25 protein-coding genes are annotated in these 24,741 nt (G+C 42.7%); 21 read left to right on the top strand and 4 right to left on the bottom strand.

What is annotated here, in order from left to right:
- Positions 1-2: 2 nt before the first annotated feature.
- Entirely contained in the window at positions 3-932 is a 930-nt protein-coding gene (locus tag RV00_RS08810; protein WP_071862241.1) for a homoserine O-succinyltransferase, read from the top strand.
- A 5-nt stretch (positions 933-937) separates the two neighbouring features.
- On the opposite strand, the gene RV00_RS08805 is transcribed toward RV00_RS08810, so the two are convergent.
- On the bottom strand, positions 938-1,792 hold the full coding sequence (locus tag RV00_RS08805) for a pyruvate, water dikinase regulatory protein (RefSeq protein ID WP_071862240.1): 855 nt from the start codon (positions 1,790-1,792) through the stop codon (positions 938-940).
- A gap of 86 nt (positions 1,793-1,878) precedes the next feature.
- Between RV00_RS08805 and RV00_RS08800 the strand changes: the two genes are divergently transcribed.
- The 9 genes from RV00_RS08800 to recO all read left to right on the top strand — a co-directional run bounded on the left by RV00_RS08800 (position 1,879) and on the right by recO (position 9,353).
- Entirely contained in the window at positions 1,879-2,316 is a 438-nt protein-coding gene (locus RV00_RS08800; RefSeq protein ID WP_071862239.1) for a Fur family transcriptional regulator, read from the top strand.
- A 138-nt stretch (positions 2,317-2,454) separates the two neighbouring features.
- Positions 2,455-2,631 (top strand): 30S ribosomal protein S21, encoded by a 177-nt coding sequence (gene rpsU, locus RV00_RS08795; protein WP_002356740.1) that lies wholly within the window; start codon positions 2,455-2,457, stop codon positions 2,629-2,631.
- Positions 2,632-2,652: 21 nt separating this feature from the next.
- Positions 2,653-3,099 carry a GatB/YqeY domain-containing protein gene (locus RV00_RS08790; protein WP_071862238.1) on the top strand — a complete coding sequence of 149 codons (447 nt, stop codon included), beginning with the start codon at positions 2,653-2,655 and terminating at the stop codon, positions 3,097-3,099.
- A 370-nt stretch (positions 3,100-3,469) separates the two neighbouring features.
- Positions 3,470-4,390: a PhoH family protein gene (locus tag RV00_RS08785; protein ID WP_071862377.1), complete on the top strand. Its 921-nt coding sequence runs from the start codon at positions 3,470-3,472 to the stop codon at positions 4,388-4,390.
- 101 nt (positions 4,391-4,491) lie between these two features.
- Entirely contained in the window at positions 4,492-6,696 is a 2,205-nt protein-coding gene (locus RV00_RS08780) for an HD family phosphohydrolase (RefSeq protein WP_071862237.1), read from the top strand.
- Entirely contained in the window at positions 6,696-7,178 is a 483-nt protein-coding gene (ybeY, locus tag RV00_RS08775; protein WP_071862236.1) for an rRNA maturation RNase YbeY, read from the top strand. Before RV00_RS08780 ends, ybeY begins: the two co-directional genes overlap by 1 nt.
- Entirely contained in the window at positions 7,156-7,554 is a 399-nt protein-coding gene (locus RV00_RS08770; RefSeq protein WP_071862235.1) for a diacylglycerol kinase family protein, read from the top strand. Before ybeY ends, RV00_RS08770 begins: the two co-directional genes overlap by 23 nt.
- Positions 7,555-7,597: 43 nt before the next feature.
- Positions 7,598-8,497: a GTPase Era gene (gene era, locus RV00_RS08765; RefSeq protein WP_084133273.1), complete on the top strand. Its 900-nt coding sequence runs from the start codon at positions 7,598-7,600 to the stop codon at positions 8,495-8,497.
- Positions 8,498-8,573: 76 nt separating this feature from the next.
- Positions 8,574-9,353, top strand: a complete 780-nt coding sequence (recO, locus tag RV00_RS08760) for a DNA repair protein RecO (RefSeq protein ID WP_071862233.1) — start codon at positions 8,574-8,576, stop codon at positions 9,351-9,353.
- 35 nt (positions 9,354-9,388) lie between these two features.
- Here recO and RV00_RS08755 read toward each other — a convergent pair whose 3' ends face one another.
- Positions 9,389-9,751, bottom strand: a complete 363-nt coding sequence (locus RV00_RS08755; protein WP_071862232.1) for a hypothetical protein — start codon at positions 9,749-9,751, stop codon at positions 9,389-9,391.
- A gap of 246 nt (positions 9,752-9,997) precedes the next feature.
- Here RV00_RS08755 and hisG point away from each other — a divergent pair, with 246 nt between their 5' ends.
- The 11 genes from hisG (at position 9,998) to glyS (ending at position 21,761) form a co-directional block, all read left to right on the top strand.
- The gene (gene hisG / locus RV00_RS08750; protein ID WP_071862231.1) at positions 9,998-11,557 is read left to right on the top strand and encodes an ATP phosphoribosyltransferase; all 1,560 of its coding nucleotides are present in this window, start codon (positions 9,998-10,000) and stop codon (positions 11,555-11,557) included.
- Complete coding sequence (hisD, locus tag RV00_RS08745; RefSeq protein ID WP_071862230.1) at positions 11,554-12,840, top strand: histidinol dehydrogenase; 1,287 nt, start codon at positions 11,554-11,556, stop codon at positions 12,838-12,840. Before hisG ends, hisD begins: the two co-directional genes overlap by 4 nt.
- Positions 12,841-12,856: 16 nt before the next feature.
- Positions 12,857-13,915 (top strand): histidinol-phosphate transaminase, encoded by a 1,059-nt coding sequence (gene hisC, locus RV00_RS08740; RefSeq protein WP_071862229.1) that lies wholly within the window; start codon positions 12,857-12,859, stop codon positions 13,913-13,915.
- Positions 13,912-14,505: an imidazoleglycerol-phosphate dehydratase HisB gene (gene hisB / locus RV00_RS08735; RefSeq protein ID WP_071862228.1), complete on the top strand. Its 594-nt coding sequence runs from the start codon at positions 13,912-13,914 to the stop codon at positions 14,503-14,505. The genes hisC and hisB overlap by 4 nt, the downstream gene beginning before the upstream one ends.
- A gap of 57 nt (positions 14,506-14,562) precedes the next feature.
- A complete protein-coding gene (gene hisH / locus RV00_RS08730; RefSeq protein ID WP_071862227.1) occupies positions 14,563-15,189 on the top strand; it encodes an imidazole glycerol phosphate synthase subunit HisH in 627 nt (208 codons plus the stop codon).
- Positions 15,186-15,905 (top strand): 1-(5-phosphoribosyl)-5-[(5-phosphoribosylamino)methylideneamino]imidazole-4-carboxamide isomerase, encoded by a 720-nt coding sequence (hisA, locus tag RV00_RS08725; RefSeq protein ID WP_071862226.1) that lies wholly within the window; start codon positions 15,186-15,188, stop codon positions 15,903-15,905. Before hisH ends, hisA begins: the two co-directional genes overlap by 4 nt.
- A complete protein-coding gene (gene hisF / locus RV00_RS08720; protein ID WP_071862225.1) occupies positions 15,902-16,660 on the top strand; it encodes an imidazole glycerol phosphate synthase subunit HisF in 759 nt (252 codons plus the stop codon). Before hisA ends, hisF begins: the two co-directional genes overlap by 4 nt.
- A 17-nt stretch (positions 16,661-16,677) precedes the next feature.
- A complete protein-coding gene (gene hisIE / locus RV00_RS08715; protein WP_071862224.1) occupies positions 16,678-17,310 on the top strand; it encodes a bifunctional phosphoribosyl-AMP cyclohydrolase/phosphoribosyl-ATP diphosphatase HisIE in 633 nt (210 codons plus the stop codon).
- Positions 17,311-17,322: 12 nt separating this feature from the next.
- The gene (locus tag RV00_RS08710; protein WP_071862223.1) at positions 17,323-18,150 is read left to right on the top strand and encodes a histidinol-phosphatase; all 828 of its coding nucleotides are present in this window, start codon (positions 17,323-17,325) and stop codon (positions 18,148-18,150) included.
- A gap of 643 nt (positions 18,151-18,793) precedes the next feature.
- Positions 18,794-19,681 carry a glycine--tRNA ligase subunit alpha gene (gene glyQ, locus RV00_RS08705; RefSeq protein ID WP_071862222.1) on the top strand — a complete coding sequence of 296 codons (888 nt, stop codon included), beginning with the start codon at positions 18,794-18,796 and terminating at the stop codon, positions 19,679-19,681.
- A gap of 1 nt (position 19,682) precedes the next feature.
- Positions 19,683-21,761, top strand: a complete 2,079-nt coding sequence (gene glyS, locus RV00_RS08700) for a glycine--tRNA ligase subunit beta (RefSeq protein ID WP_071862221.1) — start codon at positions 19,683-19,685, stop codon at positions 21,759-21,761.
- Between the two features lie 42 nt (positions 21,762-21,803).
- On the opposite strand, the gene RV00_RS08695 is transcribed toward glyS, so the two are convergent.
- Positions 21,804-22,745: an AEC family transporter gene (locus RV00_RS08695; RefSeq protein WP_071862220.1), complete on the bottom strand. Its 942-nt coding sequence runs from the start codon at positions 22,743-22,745 to the stop codon at positions 21,804-21,806.
- A gap of 42 nt (positions 22,746-22,787) precedes the next feature.
- On the bottom strand, positions 22,788-24,737 hold the full coding sequence (locus RV00_RS08690; protein WP_071862219.1) for a fructose-1,6-bisphosphatase: 1,950 nt from the start codon (positions 24,735-24,737) through the stop codon (positions 22,788-22,790).
- Between the last annotated feature and the right edge of the window lie 4 nt (positions 24,738-24,741).

Genomic DNA, 24,741 nt, shown 5'->3' with positions numbered 1-24,741 from the left:
GCATGCCGATTCGTTTAGACGTTGATTTTCCTGCAAAGTCGGTCTTAGAAATCGAAGACATCTTCGCCATCGATAATATGCGGGCGGAGCACCAAGATATTCGTCCATTGAAACTGTTGATCTTGAATTTGATGCCAAATAAAATCGATACGGAGATTCATTTGCTGCGGCTGATTAGTCAAAGTCCGTTGCAGATCGATGTGGATTTTTTAAAGGTTGCCAGTCATGAAGCGAAAAATACGAGTAAAAATCATTTAGACAAATTTTATTTGGAGTTTTCCCAAATCGTTGATACTTGTTACGATGGTTTGATCATTACGGGGGCGCCGGTGGAGCAGCTGACTTTTACCGAAGTGGACTATTGGGCTGAGTTAGTGGAAATCATGGAGTGGAGTCAGCGAGCGGTGACGTCGGTCGTGCATATTTGTTGGGGAGCACAAGCGGGCTTGTATCATCATTTCGGGATCGATAAGCTGCCTTTTCCAGAAAAAATGTTTGGCATTTATCAGCAGGAAATCGAATACCAGCATCGACTCTTTCGTGGCTTTGATGATCGTTTTTGGATGCCGCAGTCGCGCTATACTGGAATCAATGAAGAACAAGTGCGAAATCAACCAAAAATCAAAGTAATCGCCAAAGATGATCACGCACGCTCAGCGATATTACTCTCAGAGGACGAACACGATATTTTTTTGATGGGACATTTTGAATACGATACGGATACACTGGAAAAAGAATATTTGCGGGATCATGAACGTGGCTTAACGACCGCGCAGCCAGAAAATTATTACGAAGGCGAAAAAATTACTAATTACTGGCGGGCACATGCGCATTTGTTTTATCATAACTGGCTGAATGACGTGTATCAAATGACGCCTTATCCATTAACCGAGATTCGTCAAAGACAGCAAAAAAGAAAGCTGAAACCGTGATGATTTCAGCTTTCTTCTTCCATAAAGTAATAACTATGGTCTTCCAAGTCTAAGGCGCTCATGATCATTGCCGCTGTTTCTTCAATCGAAAGCGTCGCTACGTTGATGACTTCGCAGCCAAGTTTTTGATAAAGATCATTGGCAAATTTCAGTTCTGCTTGGATTTTATCGCGATCGGAATAGGCTGTTTCAGGATTCAAGCCGTAAGCCCGCATCCGTTCTTTACGAATCCCAATCAATACTTCAGGATCGTTCGTCAGGCCGACGATTTTTTTCGGATCGATTTCAAAAAGCTGTTTTGGAATATGGGCTTGCGGAATCAGCGGCAAATTCGCAACTTTAAGATTTTTATTGGCTAAGTATAAGCTTAGCGGGGTTTTTGATGTACGTGAGACACCGAGTAAGACCACGTCGGCTTCTAAAAAACCGCGAGGGTCTTTGCCGTCGTCATACTTCACCGCAAACTCCATTGCTTTGATCCGCTTGAAATAATTTTCGTTCAAATGATGAAGCGCGCCCCGTTCGCCGGTTGGCTCCACATGTGCTCGTTGACCGATTTCATCTACGACTGGATTCAATAGATCCATCGTAAACAAGTCTTCATGCTTACAAAATTCTTTCGCTATTTTTGATAAATTCGGATCAATCAAGGTATAAATGATCATGCCGTTCTCTGCTTTTGCGTCATTTAATGCTTTTAACAATAATTCTTCCGAATGAATGAAGGTTCGACGGAAAAGACAAAATTCGACTGTCGGATATTGTGCCATTGAAGCTTGAGCCAGTTTCGAGGCGGTTTCTCCAGCAGAATCGGAAATAATAAAAATCGTTACCAGTTCGCCTTGTTTTTCGCTGTTCATAAAGAGATTCTCCCTTGCAATCAAAGATAATTTATTATACCATATTGTTTATTCGGAATCATTACACTTTGAATCGAGGGATGACTATGCCGCAAGCAACATTGTTAGAGAAAGCATTGGGAAAAGTGAAAGAGCATGGCTTTAAGTACACGAAAAAGCGCGAGACCTTACTGGATTTTTTGATTAAAAAGAATCGTTACGTTTCTGCCCGTGAAGTTTATAATCATTTGAATGAACAATTCCCAGGATTAAGTTATGACACGGTGTATCGCAATTTACGTGAATTTTGTGAGATTGGCTTGATTGAAGACACCGAGCTACAAGGGGAAATGAAGTTCCGCTTTAGTTGCAGCGAAAGTTTTGAACATCATCATCATTTTATTTGTACGGTCTGTGGAATGACCAAAGAGATCCACATGTGCCCAATGGATTTCTTCAAAGAACAGTTAGATGACTGCTCAATCGAAGGGCATCGCTTTGAACTTTACGGTCGTTGTGAAAAATGCCAAAATGTTAATGAATAAATTAAGAATTAAAATTCTTCAGTACCTTGACTCAAAATAGACCATTGGATATAATGACTTATGGACGGTCTTGTTGGTTGAAAGTATATTTCAATAACAAAAACGGTTACATTTCAAGCCCGGAGGGAGGGAATTTATATGTCAAAAACAGTGGTTCGTAAAAATGAATCTCTTGACGATGCTCTTCGTCGCTTCAAACGTTCCGTTTCAAAAGCAGGGACTCTGCAAGAATCTCGCAAACGTGAATTTTATGAAAAACCAAGTGTGAAACGTAAGAAAAAATCAGAAGCAGCTAGAAAACGTAAGAAATTCTAGTCTGTCAATGGAGTGATTCTATTGTCACTACTTACTACCTTGAATGAAGACATGAAGCAAGCGATGCGAGCAAAAGATAAAGAGTCTTTGCAAGTGATCCGGATGCTTAAGGCTTCGATTCAAAATGAGCAGATCAAAAAAGGTCAGGATTTGAATGAAGAAGAAGAATTGACCGTTTTATCTCGTGAGATGAAACAACGTCGTGATTCTTTAACGGAATTTGAAAAAGCTGACCGCTCCGATTTGGCTGATAAAGTCAAAAAGGAAATCGTAATTGTTGAAAACTATTTGCCGGCTCAACTGAGTGAAGAAGAGATTCGTGCAATTGTTCAAGAAGCAATTACAAAAACGGGAGCGACGTCACCAAAGGAATTTGGTAAAGTGATGGGGGCAGTGATGCCGAAAGTCAAAGGCAAAGCCGATGGCAATCAAGTCAATGCAGTCGTCAAGGAACTCCTGAACAAGTAAGCAATAGTGAAGCCGAGAGAAATTTCTCTCGGCTTTTTTTGCGATTTCCACTTCACGTTGTAGCCTGATTAATAAAAACGTTGGCAAACGACGATCAGAACCTTTTTTGTATGATAAAAATCGCGGCATGCCAACAGATGAAGGCAGCTGTTTTAATAGTTCGCCAAAAGTTCGTTTGCCTGTATACTAATCGTTTTATTTCTTAAATAACTAAAGTTTAGGATTCTTTTAGTGAGAGTTAAGACAATTTTTCTTTTATTTAGAGTGTGGTATTATAGGAGGGAACGAAGAATGAAGGGATGAAGGCTTGTTGATTAACAGCGATTTTGAGTCGTTTGAAATAAAGCTTGATGGCAAAGATGACATCAGTATGCTTTTAGGGACCCATGACAAACATGTAAAATTTTTAGAAGACAATACCGAGACAACCATTAATACTCGTGGTGAAACGATCCAAATCATTGGACCGAAGGATGAAGCGAAATTAGTTGTTGAGATTATTCGAGCATTACAAGTCTTGATTGATCGCGGAATCAAAGTTGCGACGCCAGATGTGATGACGGCGTTACGCTTAGGTCGCGACAATCATTTAGACGAATTTATTATGATGTATGAGGAAGAATTATTAAAGGACCGCAACGGAAAGCCGATTCGTCCGAAAAATATTGGACAAAGTCGCTATATTGCAGCGATTCGCAAATCCGATGTGGTTTTTGGCGTTGGACCTGCCGGTACTGGTAAGACGTATTTAGCGATTGTTATGGCGATTGCTGCGTTAAAAAAAGGCGAAGTACAACGAATCATTTTGACTCGTCCAGCAGTTGAAGCAGGGGAAAGTCTGGGCTTTTTACCGGGAGACTTGAAAGAAAAAGTCGATCCTTATTTACGCCCGATGTATGATGCATTGCATCAAATCTTTGGTGTCGAGCATACGAATCGTTTACTGGAACGGGGCGTGATCGAAATCGCACCGCTAGCTTACATGCGCGGTCGGACGTTGGATGATGCTTTTGTCATTTTAGATGAGGCACAAAATACGACTATTTCACAAATGAAAATGTTCTTAACCCGCTTAGGTTTCAATTCAAAAATGATCGTCAATGGTGATACGAGTCAAGTCGATCTGCCAAAAGGTCAGGTCAGCGGTTTGATCCATGCGGAGCGGACGCTGCAAGGAATCAAGAAGATTCGATTTGTGAATTTTGAAGCGGGAGATGTCGTGCGGCATCCAGTTGTTGCGGAAATCATTGAAGCTTATGAACATGAGAATTTGCGTCACCAAGAAAAATAGTTAGCGGTCCATGATTATAAACAGATAATTGTGATAAAACCCGAACGTGGACTATTCCAAGTTTAGTTTGACTATTTTTAAATAAGCTGGGAGGAAATTGGATGTTAAATCGACCCATCAATAACTTGCTGAAAAAGTTAGGTTCAAAGATTATACCGTTAGTGCTAGCCGTCTTTTCAGTCATCTTGATGGTGACGATGCTGACTAGTGTTGTACAAAAAAGTGTCGACTACAAAGAAGGCCAAGTCGCCTCAGAAAGTATTCGCGCGAATAAAACGATTGAAAACAAGGCAGAGACGACGCAAAAACGGCAATTAGCTGCTGAAGCGGTGACGCCGGAATATACCTACCAAGCAGATCTGGCTCAGACCCAGCACGATCGGATCAGTCAATTGATTTCATTGATTCAAAAGTCGAATGGTGAGCTCGATAAAAGCTATCAATCGAAGGCTTCGCAAGCCAAGGATGGAGAAAAGATTCCACAGCCAACAGTTGATGAACGAGTGGCGGCGGTTAAAAAAGGCTTCGAAGGCTTAGATCAAGATACGGTTACCTTTTATCAGCAATTACCAGATGATTTTTATCAAGCAATCGTGCAATTAAGCGCCACTGATCTTGATAAGCTTGAAACTGGGAGCTTGAGGTTAGTGGATGAGCAAATGGCGAAGCGAATTCGTCAAAGCGATTTAGAAGAATATAAGCAACAAGCAATCGATAAGATTCAAGAACTAAATCTTTCCGAAACGGCTAGTCTTGCGGCTCGTTACTTACTTGAGGAAGGGATCATCGTGAATGATTCCCTGAATCAAAAGCGGACGGATGAATTGAAGGAACAAGCCAGCGAATCAGTTCAGCCGGTCATGATTTATCAAGGAGAAGTGATTGTTCGTGAAGGCAGCCAGATCGACGCCAACGCGATTAACAAATTGAAACTATTGGGCTTAACGAGTTCAAGTACATCGATTTTTCCAATGATTGCAATGGTCTTGGCAGCAATCCTGCAAGGGGTGCTGTTATGGTTTTACAGCCGTCAATTTGAAGTGGAATTTCAAAGATTACGCTTTATTCTGTTTTACAGTGCTAGCATGACTATCGGTGTCTTTATTATGAAGATCCTGCAAGCTTTTCAAGGCAGCAGTTCGACTAATTTGGCGTTGTTTTTCCCAGCGGCGTTTGTGCCATTGATTTTAACTGTATTTGTTAATCGTCGCGCAGGTGCATTAGCTGCTGTTTTCCAGACGGTCTTTGCGTTGTTTATTTATTACAATGCTATTGGTACGAATATTTTGCCAGTTATCTTAATGACCTATCTTTTTTCCGGGACACTAGCTGTGATGGTAAAACAAAGACGACTATCAGATCAAGTCAAGCAGGCGTCATTATGGATCATTGCCTTCCCAATCGCTTGGGGGATTATTTTGACGATTTATCAAGGGCTATCATTTGCGGACAGTCAAACGTGGGGAATGCTACTTGGAGCTTTTGCGGCAAGCATGCTGTCCTTTATTATGGGGATGGGTTTGCAGCCGTATATCGAGCTTTTGGTCACAGATAGCAGTGTCATCACGCTGAATGAGTTAAGTAATCCTAACCATCCGCTGCTGAAACAATTATTAGAAGAAGCACCTGGGACTTATCATCATTCGATGATGGTGGCGAATTTAAGCGCCAATGCGGTAGCGGAGATCGGCGGCCGGTCGTTATTGACGCGAGTGGCTTGTTATTATCATGATATCGGCAAGATTCGTCATGCAAATTTCTTTGTGGAAAATTTGCCAACTGGAGCAGAAAATCCCCATAACTTCTTGTTGCCAGAGGATAGTAAGCAGATCATTTTCGGTCACGTAATTGAAGGTGCGAAAATCTTAAAAGAATATAAGATGCCGCAAATGGTCATCGACATTTGTTACCAGCATCATGGCACAACATTGATGAAATATTTTTATATTAAGGCGAAGGAACGAAATGCAGAAACCACGGAAGCAGAGTTTCGCTATCCTGGGCCAAAACCTCAGACTCGTGAAGCTGGGGTAGTCAATATCGCCGATAGCTGTGAAGCAGCTGTTCGAGCGATGGATCATCCGTCACTGGATAAAATTACGGAATTTGTTCATAGTTTAATCGAAGAACGAATCAGCGACGGTCAATTGGACGACTCAGGTTTAACGCTTAAAGAAATTCGAATTGTTGAAAAATCACTAATCAGTGGATTAAGCTCGACCTTCCATTCCAGAATCAAGTATCCTCGTATGCAATCTGAAGCGGAGAAAATGAAAGAAGAGCAAGAGAAAAAAGGGGAAGCGTAATGGACATTACTTTTATTGATGAAACAGAAGAACTTTCTGAAGATAAAATCAAAGAGATCGATGGTGTGCTGCAATTTGCGGCGGATTATCTCAAACTACCAAAAGATACTGAGATGTCTGTTACATTTATGGACAATGCCGCGATTCGTGTGATTAATCGCGACTATCGTGGAAAAGACGCTGCAACAGATGTAATCAGCTTTGCTCTGGAAGAAGAGGGTGAAGATGAAGTGCCGATCATTATGGATGAGCTGGATGAAATGGAGCAGATGCCCCGCAATCTCGGCGATATTATGATCTCAACAGAGCGTGCAGCTGAACAGGCAGAGGAGTATGGACACAGTTTTGATCGCGAGTTAGGCTTCTTAGCCGTACATGGCTTTTTGCATATCAATGGGTATGACCATATGACTCCTGAAGATGAGAAAGAGATGTTTGGTCTACAGAAAGAGATTTTGGATGCCTATGGACTTAAAAGATAAGACAGAAAAAAATAAGCATTTTATCACTTCTTTTGAATTTGCCCTGCAAGGGATTCGCACCGTTTTTAAGGAAGAACGCAACATGCGCAAGCATGTGGCCTTTGGCTTGATGGCGATCTTTGTTAGTTTTCTATTAGGTCTGTCTTTGCTGGAATGGCTGTGGATTATTTTAGCAGTCTTTCTTGTTTGGATTGTGGAGATTATCAATACGGTTTTTGAAAATGTGGTGGATATGGTCACAGAGTGTCATTTCCATCCGATCGGGAAAAAAATTAAAGACATGGCTGCCGGTGCCGTCTTGGTTACTTCGGTTTTTGCCATTATCGTTGGTATGGTGATCTTTTTACCAAAGATCGTCGAGCTCTTCCTCAAATAAAAGTAGTATCGAGGAGAAAGGTTATTCAGAAAGGAACTATTACATGTCAGAACATAAATCAGGTTTTGTAGCGATCGTTGGACGACCAAATGTTGGAAAATCAACGTTGCTAAATCGTATCATCGGACAAAAAATCGCGATCATGAGCGACAAGGCACAAACGACTCGCAATAAAATCCAAGGGGTTTACACGACACCAGAAGCGCAAATTATTTTTATTGATACACCAGGCATCCATAAACCAAAACATCGTTTAGGGGACTATATGGTAGAGATGGCTTATAGTGCACTGCGAGAAGTCGATTCGATCATCTTTATGGTAAGCGCTGATCAAAAGCGTGGCCGTGGTGACGATTTTATTTTGGAACGTCTAAGCAAGCAAGATGTTCCCGTTTATTTAGTTATCAACAAAATCGATACGATTCATCCCGATGAGCTTTTGGCGATCATTGATGATTACCGCCAAGTGATGGATTTCAAAGAAATTATTCCGATCTCAGCGACGGAAGGTAACAATGTCGAGCATCTATTAGACGTCTTAGTGGACCAAATGGATGAAGGACCGCAATATTTCCCGGAAGATCAAATTACGGATCATCCGGAATACTTTATCGTGTCAGAACTGATTCGAGAAAAAGTTTTGACCTTAACGCGTGACGAGGTTCCTCACTCTGTGGCGGTGGTGACTGAATCGATGAAGCGGGATGAAAATGACAAGGTGCATATTCAAGCGACGATCATTGTCGAACGAACCAGTCAAAAAGGTATCATCATCGGTAAAGGCGGCAAGATGCTGAAAAATATTGGCACGCAAGCTCGTAAAGATATTGAGACGCTTTTAGCGGATAAAGTTTATTTAGAGCTATGGGTTAAAGTCCAAAAAGATTGGCGCGACAAGCAAACTTATTTACAAGATTACGGCTATCGAAAAGACGATTATTAAAAAATTTTGAGGCTGGGACATATTTATGTTCCAGCCTTTAGCTACGGATAGAAAGATCGAAACGAGGTGAAAAGTTATGGCGCAAATCGGTGAGACAAAAGGGATGATCTTGTTTAGTCGTGATTATAAGGAAAAAGACAAGTTGATTAAAATTTTTACTGAGTCGGCAGGGAAGGTCATGTTCTTCGCTAAGGGAATTCACCGTCCCAACAATCCGTTAAGCACGGCGATCCAACCTTTTACCGAAGCGGTCTACATCGGGAATTTAAAAACAGATGGGCTCTCTTTTTTGAATAGTGCCAAAGATGTTCAGCCGTTGCGGAAGCTGCAGGAGGATATTTTTTTAAATGCCTATGGGTCGTATATCTTAGGCCTAACTGATGCTGCGATCGAGGATCATGTCTACGATCCAGCTCTGTACGGCTTTACTCGGGAAGCCTTGCAGCGGATGAATGAAGGAGCTGATGGGGAAACAATCATGAATATTTTTGAAGTTCAGATCATGCAGCGTTTCGGCATCTCACTAAACTGGCAAGCTTGCGGTGTGTGTGGCAAGAAGATCGGGGCCTTTGATTTTTCTTCAAAGTACAATGGGATTCTTTGCGAGGAGCATTGGCATTTGGATCAACACCGTTATCACGCAGACCCGCGGGCCATTTATTTTCTGCGGATGTTCAATAGCGTAACCTATGAAAATATTAACACGATCAATTTGAAGCCAGAAACCAAAAAAGCCATCCGTCAAACATTGGATCAGCTTTATGAAGAATATATTGGCCTGCATTTGAAAAGCAAAAAGTTTATTGATCAAATGAGTGAGTGGCAAGATGTGTTAAAACCAAGAGACGAAAAATAATCTGCAGTTCCTTACAGGAGCCGCAGATTATTTTTTTATTTCGAATGAGCAAAATGCTGACAAATAAAAAGCCAAACGATTGTTCCTAAGAAAGCTAAAAATACATAGAGAAACAGCAGTTTGAAGCTGAAAGGATTGTGGTAAATGATAAGAGATATGAAGCTTCCAACGCTAAAAAAAAAACCGCCGTAAAAAATCCCTTTGGAATAATTAGTCAGCTCGGTTTTCACTTCTAACAAATAGGAAAAAAGTAAAAAGAAGATCACAATAGGAAAATTCAGAAACAGACGGAGTGACCAGCCGTCTTGAATCAGACTAACGAACCAGCTGATAAACAAGCCAATAATGAAATAGCTGACGAAATGAACGAAAGGACTGCTAGAATAAAATTTTTTCATAGGAACCTCCGAAAACAGTTTTGGGTAGTCATAGTCACTAAGTATAAAAAAAAGTATAGCAGAAAAATTTTTCTAATTTGCTATATATTTTTATTCTAGCTATGAAAATTGAATGATTTTCAAATTTTGATTGCTAATTCATGATAAAATGATTAATATATTTAGAAAACCTTCATTTAATTATCATTAAAGAGTAGCTGTAAAGTGACGAAATGAATACGGATAAAAGAAATAGGAGTGGTAAGAGTGGAAGAATTATGGCAGGTATTACGACCAGATGAACAAATCGAACTTCAGTTGAGAAAATTGTATACGCAGCATGATTTCCAGCCTTATCATTTAAATAATTTTGAAGAATACAGTATGTATCAGCAAAACTATAATTTTTTACGGAATTCATCGATCATCACCTTTACTGGCAATGACGGCCGGACAATGGCCTTAAAGCCAGATGTGACGCTTTCCATCGCGAAGAATACGCCCTCTGGTGAAGCACGCAAGGTGTATTACGTGGAGGATGTTTACCGCCACGATCGGCAAGCCGGGGAATATCAAAAAATTTATCAAATCGGCTTAGAGATTATTGATGAGATCACGTGGAAGGATCAGCTGGAAGTCTTGAAGCTGGCTTGGAAAAGTTTGGCGCAGGTAGGCGAAGGGACGCTAGATCTTTCTCATATGGGAATCTTGACCGGTATTTGTGATCGCTTCCCTGAAGAAGATCGCCCGAAAGTTTTGGACTGTTTGCGGGACAAAAGTTCTCACGGCATCGACGAATTAACAAACAAGGCGGGACTCTCAGAAGAAGAAAAATTAAATTTAGCCAAACTGGTGCGTCTATCTGGTGATTTTGAAACAAAATATCAACGAGCAAAAGTCTTGTTGGCGGCTTATCCTAAAGCTCAAGCTGGCTTAGAAGAATTGAAAGAATTATACGAAGCGCTGCAACAAGAAGAATTGTCAGACAAGATCCGTTTGCGCTTGGATTTTTCAATCATTAATGATGCCGACTATTATAGCGGCTTACTTTTTCAAGGCTTCATCAAGGAAGCGCGGGAAACGATTTTATACGGTGGCCGTTATGACCGCTTGATGCATCGTCAAGGCAAGAGTCAAGGAGCGATTGGCTTTGGCATGAAGCTGAATCATGTTGGCCAAAAACTGCCAGCTGATACCCAGACTTCGAAATACTTGAACATCGCTTTACCGAAGGGGCGGATGGGGGATGCCGTCTATCAATTATTCACGCAAGCGGGAGTGGCTTCTGAGGATGTCTTTGAAGACAATCGCAAGCTGATCTTTTGTGATGAAGAGAATAAATTGCGTTTCTTCTTAGTGAAGCCTAGCGATGTGGCGATCTATGTGGAACATGGCGCGGCAGATATTGGTGTCGTAGGAAAAGATATTTTATTAGAAACCAAAGCTGCGGTAATCGAATTTCTTGATCTGCACATGGGAGAGTGTCGATTAGCAGTGGCGGCCCATAATGAGTTCCAGGAGGATTTTTCTCGTCCTCTGAGAGTTTCAACGAAATACCCTCAGATCACCCGTGAATATTATGAAAGTATCGGCCGTTCCGTGGAGCTGATCCACTTACATGGTTCGATCGAGCTGGCGCCGTTGTTAGGCCTATCGGATGTGATTGTCGATATCGTCGAGACGGGAACGACTTTGAAAGAAAATGATCTGACGGTCATACAAGAAATTGCGCCGTCTTCCGCTCGCTTGATTATCAATCACGCGACTTGGCGCTTTAAGCAAGAACGAATCCAAAAAGTAATCGAGAAGGTGAGGCAGCAGCTATGAGAGTGTACACGACGGAAAAAGATTCGATGGAAAAAATTCTCGCCCGTAAAATGTCAGAAACCAAGGACGTATCAAGCGTCGTTGAGAAAATCATTCAGCGAGTTAGGACAGACGGTGATCAGGCCTTGTTCCAATTAGTCGAAGAAATCGACCAAGTCAAGCTAGATGCATTAGCGGTTAGTGCTGCCGAAAAAAAAGCCGCCCTCGAAGCGACTTCACCAGAATTGATGGCGGTTTTTAACCAAGCGAAGGGCAATATCCTTGCGTTTCATAAAAAACAAGTTCGGCAAGGCTTCGTCGCTACTGAGGACAGCGGTGTGGTGATGGGGCAACGAGTGATTCCCTTAGTTTGTGTTGGTGTCTATGTGCCGGGAGGAACGGCGGCTTATCCAAGCACGGTCTTAATGGATGTACTGCCTGCAAAAATTGCTGGTGTTAAAAAAATCGTCATGATTACACCAACAGACAACGAAGGAAAAGTTCCTGATGCGATTTTGGCGGCGGCGGAAGTCGCCGGTGTTGATGAGATTTATAAAGTTGGCGGCGCTCATGGGGTAGCGGCCTTGGCCTACGGAACGGAAACGATCCCGAAAGTCGATAAGATCGTCGGTCCTGGGAATATTTATGTAGCCACTGCTAAGCGAATGGTGTATGGCGAGGTGGATATCGATATGATCGCCGGACCGAGTGATGTTTTGATTGTGGCTGATCATACAGGAAATCCTCGTTGGATTGCGGCCGATTTGTTGGCCCAAGCGGAGCATGATAAATTAGCGCAAGCCATTTTAGTGACGACCGAAGAAAAGCTGATTGAAGCCGTGGAAACTGAATTGGAAAAACAATTAGTAAACTTGCCACGTAAAGAAATTGCCGCAGCCTCACTAGAAAATAATGGCAAAATCATTTTAGTCAAAGACTTGAATGAGGCAATCGAGGTTGCCAATCAGATTGCGCCTGAGCATTTGGAACTCTCTGTGGCGGAGCCCTTCGCCTTGTTAGGCAAGGTGGAGAATGCCGGCAGTGTCTTTTTAGGGCACCATACGCCGGAAGTGTTAGGTGATTATTTTGCTGGACCGAATCATACGCTGCCGACAGAAGGGACCGCGCGTTTCTATTCGCCGCTATCGGTAGATGATTTTATCAAAAAAAGCAGCTATTTGTACTATCCAGAAGAAGCGCTAAGAGCAGTTGGATCGGCGGTTGAACTATTTGCCAAGACGGAGGAATTAGACGGCCATGCCCGTTCAATGAGCTTCCGTATGGTTGACGACTCTGTAAAATAAGTGAGGAGGAACGTGGATGACCTTTTTGAATCAAAAATACCAAAGCTTAACTCCCTATACCCCTGGTGAGCAGGTGGATGAAACGGAATTTATCAAACTAAATACCAATGAGAGTCCGTATCCGCCAGCGCCGAAGGTTCAAAAGGCGGTCGCCGAGGCTGCCCAGAAATTAAATCGCTATCCAGACATTGCGTGGAGCAGTGTGGCGAAACCCTTTGCGGCGTATTTAGGGGTGAAGGAAGATCAGCTTTTTTTAGGCAATGGCAGTGATGAAGTTTTAGCTTATCTGTTTCAAGGGTTTACAGAACAGGGGATCGCTTTTCCCGATGTGACTTATGGCTTTTATCAAGTCTATAGCGAGCTGTATGACGTGAATACTACGATTGTTCCCCTTAAAGCGGATTTTTCGATCGAGCTGAAGGATTATGATGAATTGACTGGCACGGTGATTTTTGCGAATCCTAATGCGCCAACCGGTGTTTATTTATCGCAGCAGGCGATTTGCGATTTTTTAGAACGTCATCCCAATCGTTTAGTAGTGGTAGATGAAGCCTATATTGATTTTGGCTGCACGTCCATGATTTCGAAAATCACTCAGTACGAAAATCTTTTTGTCGTCGGCACCTTTTCTAAATCACGTCAATTGGCTGGCGCACGATTGGGCTTTGGGGTTGGCAATAAAAAAGTGATTGCTGATTTGAATCGGCTGCGCTTTAGTTTAAATCCCTATAATATCAACGCCTTAACTCAAGCGGTCGGCAGTGCGGTGTTGCAAGAGCAAGCCTATGTCAATCAGACGATTCAAAAAACGATTGATGTTCGTGAGTGGAGCAAGCAGCAATTAGCAGCGCTTGGTTTTGAACAAACCGATAGTCAGGGGAATTTTCTTTTTGTAAAACATTCTCAAATTTCCGCCGAAGCCTTGTTTCAGGCTTTGCGGGCAAAGAAAATCTTAGTTCGTTGGTTCAACCAACCGCGAGCGAAAGATTATTTGCGAATCACAGTAGGGACGCAAGAGCAGATGAGAGTGTTGATCAAAGCCGTTAAAAAAATTTTGACAGAGGTGACTTCATGAGAAAAGCAGAAATTATCCGCAATACATCGGAAACAAAGATCCAATTAGCTTTGACGATTGACGGAACAGGTCAGCAGAAAATCAAAACCGGTATCGGCTTTTTAGATCATATGCTAGAGCTCTTCGTTCGTCACGGACGTTTTGATCTTGAGTTGGTTTGTGATGGGGATATCGAAGTGGATGCCCACCATACGACTGAAGATATCGCGATCGCGATTGGTAGGGCTTTTTCTGACAGTTTAGGCGAACGCCGCGGCATCACTCGTTATGGTAGTTTTTTATTGCCGATGGATGAAGCGCTAGTCATGACGGCGATCGATATTAGCGGTCGTGGAATGGCAGTGGTCGAATTAGATATTCCTAGTGAAAAGATTGGGACGCAGTTTGACACGGAGCTGGTAGAAGAATTCTTTATCGCTTTTGCTCGTGAATTAGGGGCGACGATCCATTTGCATCAAATCGCTGGTAAAAATAGCCACCACATTGTTGAAGCCTGCTTTAAAGGCTTTGGCCGGGCACTCGGTGAAGCGGTGGCGATCAACCAAGCGGCACCGGACGAGATTCCTTCAACCAAAGGGACGATCAATTAAGCCGGCTTTTTCGTAAAGAGCAGCAAATCTGCAAAAAGCAGATAGAGGAGGGAAACGATGTTAGCGATTATTGATTACGGTGTGGGGAATCTTTTTAGTTTGGCGCGCTCGTTGGATTATTTACAGGTTGAGTGCAAAGTAACGCGCTCACTGGCTGAATTGCAAAGGGCGGAGCGGATCATTTTGCCTGGCGTGGGGGCCTTTGGCGATGCAAAGCAGAAATTAGAGGAACTAAGCTTGGTGGAACCAATCAAAGAATTGGCGACGTCTGGTAAACCGTTTTTAGGCATCTGCTTAGGGATGCAGCTGCTCTTCGATGAAAGTGATGAATTTGGTCAGCATCAAGGTTTAGGACTGATTCCGGGAAAAATCGTTTCAATGAAGGCGGCCTTTGAAGCAGAGCAAATTGATTTAAAAGTTCCGCAAATCGGTTGGAACCAATTACGAATCAAAAATACGGCGAGTCCGTTGGTCCAAGGTTTATCTGAAAGTGATTTTGTTTATTATGTGCATAGTCATTACGCCAGTGACTGTCAGGAAAGCTTAGTTGCTGATAGTGAATACGGTCTGTCGATTCCCGGGATCGTGGAAAATAAAAATGTGTACGGCACGCAATTTCACCCTGAAAAAAGCGGTGACGTCGGCTTGAAAATCTTAAAAGCATTTACGGAGGTGCCAGTATGAAAATTTTTCCCGCAATCGACCTGTTAGATCAAAAAGTGGTTCGTTTGTATCAAGGCGATTACCAGCAAAAAGAAGTTTTTGGCGATGATCCAGTAGCCTTTGCCCAAGCTTTTGAAGAAGCCGGCGCGAAATATTTGCATCTAGTGGATCTTGACGGTGCCAAGGCTGGCAAGCTTCACTATTTTGGCATCGCGAAAAAAATCGTGGAGCATACGAATTTATATGTAGAAGTAGGCGGTGGGATTCGAGATGAAGAAACCATCCAACACTGTTTGTCAGCGGGGGTTGATCGGGTGATTCTTGGAACGATCGCTCAGAAAGACCCGGAATTCACCCAAGCGATGTTGAAAAAATACGGCGCGAGAATCGCCATCGGGGTAGACGCTAAGGAGGAGAAAGTAGCTGTTGAAGGCTGGCTGGAAAAAACCGAGACAGATGCCTTTGAATTTTGTCAGCAATTAGTCAAATGGGGAGCCAAGACGATCATCTTCACGGAAATCTCTCGCGATGGAACTGGTGAGGGAATCAATTTGCCGCTGTATCAAAAGTTGAATCAGTTAGAGGTTGAGATTGTGGCTTCTGGCGGAGTTGCAACGCTTCAAGACATCGAAGGATTGAAGCAGTTAGGTATTTCCGGTGCGATCGTCGGTAAGTCTTTGTATAGTGGAAGTTTGAAATTGGAAGAGGTACTGGCTGCTGGAGGTGACGATCAATGATCGCAAAAAGAATCGTTCCTTGTTTGGATGTCCGGGATGGTCGCGTAGTCAAAGGCGTCAATTTTGCGGGCTTGAAAGATGTGGATGATCCGGTTACTCTGGCTCGTTTTTACAATGAGCAAGGAGCAGATGAGTTGGTTTTTTATGACATCACGGCTTCTGCGGAAGGTCGCGGTTTATTTACGGATATTTTAAAAGGCGTCGCCTCAGAGGTTTTTATTCCGTTGACGGTTGGTGGAGGCATCAATGAGGTCAGCGACTTTGAACGTGTGCTGAACTGTGGCGCGGATAAGGTCAGCGTCAATTCTGGTGCCATTCGTCGACCGCAATTAATTGAAGAAGGTGCGAAACGTTACGGCAGTCAATGTGTCGTTTTATCTGTGGATATTCGACGTGTCGGGGATCAGTGGCATGTCTTTGCCAAAGGCGGTCGCGAAGATACCGGCTTAGAAGCGTTAGAATGGATTCGTCAAGGCGAACAATTAGGCGCCGGTGAATTAGTCCTTAACAGCATGGATACGGATGGTGTGAAGCAAGGCTTTGATTTGGAGCTGTTGCAGGCAGTTAGTGAGATTACAGCGTTACCGATCGTTGCTTCTGGTGGAGCTGGCAATAGTCAGGACTTTATCGACTTGTTTCAATTGCCGAAGATCGAGGCGGGCTTAGCGGCGTCGATTTTTCATTATGGCGAAGTAAAGATTCCTGATTTAAAACAAGAATTATTAGCGGCCAACATTCCAGTGCGAATCGTCTAGCCAGGAGGGGGATAAAGATGACAGAACTAAAATTTGATGAGCAAGGATTGATTCCGGTGATTGTGCAAGACTTCGAGACTAATGAAGTGTTGACGCTGGCATATATGAATCAAGAAAGTTATGAATTAACGTTAAAGGATCAATTAATGACCTTCTATTCTCGCAGTCGGCAAGAATTATGGCGTAAAGGCGAGACTAGCGGCAACTACCAGCACTTAGTTTCATTAAAAGTTGATTGCGATCAAGACGCGCTAGTTGCGAAAGTGAAAAAAGATGGGCCGGCTTGTCATACGGGAACGGAAAGTTGTTTTAATGATCTGTTGTTTGGCGCAGAACAAGCAGCAACCATCGACGCGTTGTATGAATTAGTCAAGGGTCGCAAAGAAAAGCCGCAAGCAGGGAGTTACACCAGCTATTTATTTGAAAAAGGACTTGAAAAAATCTTGAAAAAAGTCGGGGAAGAATCAACGGAAGTAGTGATCGGCGCCATGAAAGAAGACCGCAGCGAAACCGTTTTTGAAATTTCCGATTTGGTGTATCATGTACTAGTATTGATGGTGGAAATGGGAATTGATTTGACGGAAGTCCGTCAAGAATTAGCGAACCGTCATGTAGTAGACAAAAAAGTCAAACAAGAACGGATGCAATAGGAGGAATCAGCGATGTTCTATTCAAACGCTCATACTCACAGCACTTGGTGTGATGGGAAAGATACGCTAGAAGATATGGCGCAAGCGGCGATCGATTTGGGCTTCACCGATTTGGGATTTACGTGCCATTCACCCGCACTCTTTGATCCTAGTTGTTTAGGCGTCCAAGATGAGCGAGCCTATCAAGCGGCGGTTAAAAAAGTACAACAGGAGCTGGCGAATAAATTAACTATCAGCTTAGGCTTGGAATGGGATTATTATAGTGCCGATCCAATCGATGGCTATGATTATACTGTCGGCTCAGTCCATTATTTTCCGCCTCGGCAAGGAGTTTTTCGTAGTGTTGATGAAAGTCCGGAAAGCCTGATGCAGACGCTGAATGAGTGGTATCAAGGCGACAAAATTCTGTTAGTGAAGGATTATTATGATACAGTCGTCAAGCACATCCATCAAAACCATTCGAAGATCGTCGGACATTTTGATCTGATCACTAAGTTCAATGAGCAACAGCCGTGGTTGGATGAAGAAAGTTCCGAATACCAAGCGATTGCTTTGCAGGCATTGAATGATGTGATCGACATTATTCAAACCTACGATGGGATGGTGGAAGTCAATACCGGGGCAATCTCCCGTAACTGGCGGACATCCCCCTATCCGAATCCATTTTTGTTGAAGCAATTAAAGGAGCGGGAGTGTCCAATCATTATTACAAGCGATAGCCACGAGACGACGACTTTAACTTGTCATTTCCACGAAACCAAAGAGTTGTTGAAACAATTAGGCTTCACTGAAACAATGCAACTAAAGGATGGTATTTTCCAATCAGTATCTTTTGACTAGGAGAAAGATTTGACAAAAGGGGCATTGAGTCGCTATTATAGAACCAAGTTGAATAGGTGCGAAGATCAAATTAAAAATTTGTGGAAGATCACAGCGAGTTTGGAAAGGTGAAAGCCAAGCAGGAAAGCAAATTTTGTTGGCGTTTGTGAGCACGTTATAGTGAAAGCTGCCAAGCAGATGCTTGGAAGTAGGGTGGAACCGCGTTGATACGTCCCTATGCCGATTTATTTCGGCATGGGGCTTTTTTGCGAGTTCCACTTTCCGCTTTAGCGGATTAGTGGAATTGTATGCGTACGAGAATAGAATCATTTTTCCGTTTTTTTGGAAAAATGAATTCCTTCTGAATGAGTTAGCTGTCAGTTTTTCTTCCTGCTTCAGCAGGTTAGAAAAATGATATGTCGACGATGGTGGGATAAATTTTGAAAAAAATTTATGTCTATTGGTTTTTGAGTCGACTGCGGGGTGGCTTTCCGCTTTAGCGGATTAGTGGAATCGTATGCGTACGAAAATAGAATTCCGTCTAAATGAGTTAGCTGTCAGTTGGAGTTAATTCAACTGCTAGTGATCTACCCTACAAGCTTCCAATTTTATTTAATAGCAGATAAAAGTTCCAAGAATAATAGAAAATACAGGAGGAAACAGAATGAGCAAATTAACGGTGCAAGAAATGATTTTGACGTTACAAAAATTTTGGTCAGATAATGGTTGTATGCTGATGCAAGCCTACGACACGGAAAAGGGAGCGGGAACCATGAGCCCCTATACATTTTTGCGGGCGATCGGGCCTGAACCTTGGCGCGCGGCTTACGTGGAGCCTTCACGTCGTCCAGCCGATGGTCGTTACGGAGAAAATCCCAACCGTTTGTATCAACATCACCAATTTCAAGTAGTTATGAAGCCTTCACCAAAAAATATCCAAGAATTGTATTTAGACAGCTTGCGTCTTTTAGGAATCGATCCCTTGGAGCATGATATTCGTTTTGTAGAAGACAACTGGGAGAATCCTTCAATGGGGTGTGCCGGTGTTGGCTGGGAAGTTTGGTTAGACGGAATGGAAATTACTCAATTCACCTATTTCCAACAAGTCGGCGGACTGCAATGTCATCCGGTCACTTCTGAAATTACTTATGGGTTAGAACGCCTAGCGTCGTATATTCAAGAAGTTGAGAGTGTCTATGACTTAGAATGGAGTCGTGGCGTCAAATACGGTGAAATCTTCAAACAGCCGGAATATGAGCATTCAAAATATTCTTTTGAAGAAAGCGATCAAGAAATGTTGTTAGATAACTTTGACAAATTTGAAAAAGAAGCGAAACGTTGCATTGATGAAAATCTAGTTCATCCAGCCTATGATTATATTTTGAAATGCAGCCACACCTTTAATTTATTGGATGCGCGGGGCGCGGTGTCGGTAACAGAACGGGCTGGTTACTTGGCTCGTATTCGGAATATGGCACGCTCGGTTGCTAAGATCTTTGTGGCTGAACGTGAAAAACTAGGCTTCCCATTATTAAATCAGGAGGGCAAATAAGATGGCGAAAAATCTATTATTAGAAATCGGTTTAGAAGAAATGCCAGCCCACGTGGTTTGGCCTAGCATCAAACAATTAGAAGAAAAGGTCTCAAAATTCTTAACCGAAAACAGTTTGACCTTTGAATCGATCGAAACGTTTTCAACCCCCCGCCGTTTGGCAATTCGGGTGACCAATATTCCCGATCGTCAAGAAGATGTCCAAGAAGAAGTTAAGGGTCCAGCGAAAAAAATCGCCCAGGACGCAGAAGGCAATTGGAGTAAAGCAGCGGAAGGATTTGTTCGTGGTCAAGGTCTGACTACCGACGCGATCACTTTCCGTGAATTGAATGGCGTAGAGTATGTTTACGTGACCAAATATATCCACGGGAAAGAAAGCAAAGAAGTATTAACGGGTCTTTTAGATGTGGTGAAAGGCTTGAACTTCCCGACGATGACGCATTGGGGCGATACGATGTTTGAATACATCCGTCCGATTCATTGGATCGTGGCTCTACTAGATGATGAAGTGATCCCCTTTGAATTGTTAGACGTGCAAACCGGTCGGACAACAGAAGGCCATCGCTTCTTAGGCGATCAAGTGGAACTTACTGAGCCGAGTGAATATGAAGGAAAATTGGAAGAACAATTTGTCATTGCGGATGCCCACAAGCGTCAGCAAATGATTGTATCCCAAATCGAAGAAATCGCTGAAAAGAATAATTGGGTGATTGATTTGGATACCGATTTATTAGAAGAGGTTACGAATTTAGTGGAATACCCAACTGCTTTTGTCGGTGAGTTTGAGGAACGTTTCTTGTCCGTGCCGGAAGAAGTTTTAGTCACTTCTATGAAGGAGCACCAACGCTATTTTGAAGTTCGCAATCAAGCAGGGATGCTGTTGCCGCATTTCATTTCTGTTCGGAATGGAAACAGCGTGAAATTAGATAATGTCATTAAAGGAAATCAAAAAGTATTAGCGGCGCGTTTAGAAGACGGCGAATTTTTCTTTGAAGAAGATAAAAAATTATCGATCGAAGAATGTGTCGAAAAATTGAAGAACGTGACCTTCCATGAAAAAATTGGCAGCATGTATGAAAAAATGCAGCGGGTTGGTGTTATTGCCAAAGTCATCGGCGAGCGGGTTGGCTTAGACCAAGCAGAATTAATCGATTTGCAGCGGGCGTCGGAAATTTATAAATTTGACTTAGTGACGAATATGGTTGGCGAATTTCCTGAGTTGCAAGGGATCATGGGTGAAAAATATGCCTTATTGAAAGGCGAGCGTCCCGCTGTAGCTACGGCGGTTCGGGAACACTATCTGCCGATCTCCGCTGAAGGTGATTTGCCACAAACTCCGATTGGCGCCGTTTTAGCGATTGCTGATAAGATCGACAGCGTGTTAGGTTTCTTTGCTGTAGGGATGATTCCTAGCGGTTCGAATGACCCTTACGCATTGCGTCGTCAAACTTACGGGATCGTACGGATCGTCGAAGCACAAGGCTGGACCTTCCCATTCACGGATATGCAAGGAGCGATCGTGGATGCCATCAATGAAGACGTCTTAGATTATGGTGTTCATTTCAATCGCGACCAAAAAGAATTTATCGAATTCTTCAAAGGCCGGATGCGTCAACGTCTGCAAATCAACAATGTTCGTCATGACATCATTGATGCCGTAGTGGATTCAAGTCAAGACGACTTAGTCCAAATTTTCCGGACGGCTCAAATTTTTGATCAGCATGTAACAGATGAGCATTTTAAAGAAGCAATGGAAGCTTTGACTCGGGTGATTAATTTGACTAAGAAGATGAATCCAGCTACGATCACTTACAAAGTTGATCCTAAGTTATTCGAAAACGACAGCGAGCAAGAATTGTACGAAGCCGTTAAAGAAGCTTCTGACGAATTCGCCAACCAAAGCATGGCGGAAAATTATCAAACCTTGACGAATCTTCGCCCAGTGATCGAACGTTACTTCAATGCAACGATGATCATGGTAGAGGATGAAAAAGTCCGGGACAATCGTTTGAATCAGCTAGCGATCGTTGCTCGAATGGCCAATGCCTTAGCAAGTATCGATAAGATTATTACGAAATAAAGGATAAGACGAAAGCCTTCGAGGACAAACTCGAAGGCTTTTTTATAATAACAATTTCAATAATAGAGGGATATAAGCGAGGTACAACAGCACCGAATAGCCTAACGCGGAGGCGGCAAAGGGTTGATCCGCATCGTAAGAACGGGCTAGAATTGGTACGGAATTTTGTACCGGCATGGCGGCTTGGATAATAAAGACCGAAAGCATCAAGGGCGGTACGCTAATCCACAGTCCTAAAAGCCAGACAACTAAAGGAGAGATCACGTAACGACCGATCAGCACTCCTAAGATATCTTTATTCAGTGTCAGATTTCTGATCCCCACATTATAAACGATGATGCCGATCACAAACATCGACAAGGGCGTCGTCAAATTTCCCAAGTAGGCGAGGAAGGTCGCGATTGAGCTTGGCAGCTGAAAATTTAAAAGGACCGCACATAAACCAATTAGAAAGCCTAGTAAGGCGGGTGAAAAGATTTTTTTTAAAATCGGCAACAGATGGAAATTGACGGTCGCTTGTTCGATTTGGGGATTGTCTCGTGCAATCAAATAAATACCGATTGTCCAAAATAGCGTCGTGTTGACGATGTAGTAAAGCAATACATAAGGCACCGACTTCTCGCCAAAGATCGCCAGATTAATCGGCAGACCGATAAAAATAGTGTTGGAACAAGTAAACATCGTGGAGAAAATTCCTTTGCGAGCAGGCGTGATGCGAAAGAGCCGCCGATAGAGAAAGCTGATCACAAAGGTCAGCAGCATCGAAAGGATCGGGATCACCGTTCCGCCGACTAAGTGCAAAAATTCAGCGCGCGAAAAATTTTTGGTAATCGTCAGAAACATGTTGCAAGGCAGTGCAATCTGCAAAACAAGTTTTGAAAAAGCATCACCAATTTGATTCGAGAACCATTGCTTGTAAGTCAGCAAATAGCCGATAAACATCAAGACAAAAATAAAAAAGATATTGATATATGCAGAAATCATGTTTTCACCTCGAATTTACTATACATAAAAAAACCAGCAGCATCAATTAGTGCCGCTGGTTTTGTCATTTTTTTCTTGATAGTGAAGCAGACCAGTTAAATTTTCGATTTGTTCTTCTAAACTATCTCCGACGGTCGTATCTTTGATTAGAACTCGCGTCAGTTCTCGGTCAATGACCCGCTTCAATGATGTTTCATCGGCTTTTTTGGCTAAAAGATTAGTGATTGATTCAAAGGGATCGTGGGTGACTAATTGAAATCCATAAGAATTATTCAGTAGTGAGTAGCCGGCGATCCCGGTCGTCTTTTGATAGGCCTTCGATAAGCCACCGTCGATCACAAAAAGCATGCCGTCGCCTTTGATTGGTGATTCGCCACTTTTAACTTTCACCGGTGTGTGGCCGTTGATGATCCGAGAATTCTGTGAATACAAGGCGAACTCTTCTAAAATCATCTGACAAGTTTCTCGGGTATCGCGAAACTTGTAGTAAGGATTTTTGATTTCCTTATGAGTCTCTTTATCAGCGATAAAATAGCGTTCAAAGGTCGTCATGGCACTTTTACCGAATTGCGGTGAGATTTTTCCGGTCCAGCAATACCAGATCCAATCGGCTTCGGAGCTATCTCTTTGCTGATTTTGACAGCCTGTTCGAATCTGCTCATCAAAGAACAACAGCAGTTCTTTGCCGGCATATTCGTTGCCTTCGGTCTTTAACGGAAGAAAGGAGCCGTCTGCTTTTAAAGGTAAACAGCCATGAAATAATAAATGCTGATTGTAAACGCGATACATACCGCCTTTTTCCAACAGCAATTGCATGTGCTCTTGCATTTTTGCGGATTGTTGGAAGGAGGTCAGCAGCATATCCACTACATATTCTTCTTTCTCCGTTAACGCATGAGGGTCCTCTTGCAATGTTTGGAAGCAGCTTCCTTGTAAGGGATATTCTTTTCCTGACAGTTGGATCGTGTCCTTTTCAAAATCAATCTTTTCCAGCAGTAAGCGATCCTCCATCTCAAATTCAGGGTGACGCTTGATCAATTGACCTTCCAATTTAAACTGGATGATTGATAAAGCTTGATGAACTTTTTCCAAGCTATCGAGACTTTCGATCGAGTAATTTTCACTGCTGTTTTTTTCCTTCGGCGTAAAAATCGGATTTTTTTGATAATGTTCCTCGGCGTACATAAAGAGCGGTCGCAAATTCAATGCGTAGGCCTGTTCGATTTCGTATAGGTAATTGTAGCGAGCTGCGATACGCAACAGCGTCAGTAAACAAGCCCGTGAACCGGCGTAAGCGCCCATCCATAAAATATCGTGATTGCCCCATTGGATATCGACGGAAGGGTGTTGATTTAGTTTGTCCATTACTTTATCAGCGTCCGGACCACGGTCGTAAATATCACCTACCACATGCAAATGATCGACGACTAAACGTTGGATACTTTGACACAGGGCAGTAATGAAGGGTTTACCTTGCTCTAAATCCAATAAATGGGTCAAGATTTGATCAAAATAGGCGGCCTTATCCGAATAAATCGTATCTGTGTACATTAATTCTTCAATGATATATGCGTATTGCTTTGGCAAGGCTTTACGAACCTTTGAACGGGTGTATTTGGTTGAACAAAAGGCTAGTAATTCCAATAACTGGCGAATTTTTTTGCGATACCATGAACAATCACGGTAAGCGAAAAATGCATCGTCAGAAAGCGCCTCGCGGGGATAAGCGACTAGGATCGTCAGCTTATCTTTTTCATGTTCGGTCAGACGATCTTGAAACAGCAAACTGATTTTTTCTTTAATATTTCCAGCACCTGTTCGTAAAATATGATCAAAGGCCGTAAATTCGCCGTGGATATCGCTAATGTATAATTCAGTGCCTTTTGGCAGATGCATGATGGCTTCGAGGTTGATCAGTTCAGTCATGATCGCCTCTTTCGTACTAAATTCCTTTTCCAACATTTGATAATACTTATCTCGGGTAGATAGCATAACA

This window comes from Enterococcus devriesei (genome assembly GCF_001885905.1).
GTDB lineage: Bacteria > Bacillota > Bacilli > Lactobacillales > Enterococcaceae > Enterococcus_A > Enterococcus_A devriesei.
The sequence above is the reverse complement of the archived record's forward strand: the minus strand, read 5'-3'. Positions and strand labels throughout refer to the sequence as shown.